The following is a 990-nucleotide window of genomic DNA, read 5'->3' as shown; positions in this document are numbered from 1 at the left end:
TTCTGTTACCCCGAAAGTTCCGTTCCTTATTTTTTTCCTCAACGTACCTGGGCAACATTTGAGGCCTGGTCAATTTTTTTTGCAACCCGGGCATTGAACCTGTCGATATTGACCGTAAATCTCTCGTGTGTTCCCCTTCCGATCTCATCGACCTCATCCCGTGCGACAATCTCCCATTTCGAGCGCAGCCCATCAACCCCGGTGCACCGCACGTAGACAGTCACTTCCATCCCGGGCGGGGTCGCCGCAGTGTGGGTAACGTTCACATCGACTCCGACGCTGCACTCCCCCGGCTCCAGGTGGGGCACCATAGCCTCCGCACAGGCCCATTCCATGAGAGCGACCATGTAGCCCGTGGCAAACACCCTCGGAATCTCCTGGAACGGCTTGGACTCCCGGTAAATATGGGGGACCGTCTTGGTTTCCGGGACCCTATACCGGTGTGTGTACTCCAATCCTTCCTTCAATGTGTTCTTCATGACCCCTCCTCCTTTACTTCTTTTCAAAGGTTCTTTCCATTCCACCCGTCATCCTTCCCGCAAAGCTTGTGTGCCACGGCACGCCTGCCACGATCAGGGATTTCCGATCAGCGTGCTGAACAGCCGATTGAAATCTGCCTTTGCAGTCTCGGCGAACACGCCCCTGTACCCACCATCGCCTACAACGCACGTGTACTGACCGCCGGAGTACGCCCATCCCTGTTGAGGCATCCAGGGCATGGCATTCAGCTTCGTGAATGCCCCGGCCAGGGTGTTGAAGTTCATGGTGATGGATGCGCAAAACTGCGCTGCCATCGCTGCCAACTCGGGTGGCGCTTCCACGTTCGCCTTATACTGTGCCAGTGTCCCATCGGGGGCAAATGCAAAGGCGATAACCACGCCGCTGACTTTTACAAGGTCATCTATGGTTGCCATGGTTTTTCCCTCCTCCGCATTTGGATTTCGTACCTTTTTGGTTGTATAGACGGATCCCGTTCAAAAAAGGATACGG

At 55.2% G+C, this 990-nt stretch carries 2 protein-coding genes; both read right to left on the bottom strand.

The window, feature by feature from the left end; all coding sequences use genetic code 11:
• Nucleotides 1-38 precede the first annotated feature (38 nt).
• Nucleotides 39-479: a thioesterase gene (locus tag GTN70_01410; protein NIO15655.1), complete on the bottom strand. Its 441-nt coding sequence runs from the start codon at nt 477-479 to the stop codon at nt 39-41.
• A gap of 93 nt (nt 480-572) precedes the next feature.
• The gene (locus GTN70_01405) at nt 573-914 is read right to left on the bottom strand and encodes a DUF2173 family protein (GenBank protein ID NIO15654.1); all 342 of its coding nucleotides are present in this window, start codon (nt 912-914) and stop codon (nt 573-575) included.
• Nucleotides 915-990 lie beyond the last annotated feature (76 nt).

Source organism: Deltaproteobacteria bacterium, assembly GCA_011773515.1.
Lineage (GTDB): Bacteria > Desulfobacterota > Deferrimicrobia > J040 > J040 > WVXK01.
This window is presented reverse-complemented; position numbering and strand designations above follow the sequence as displayed.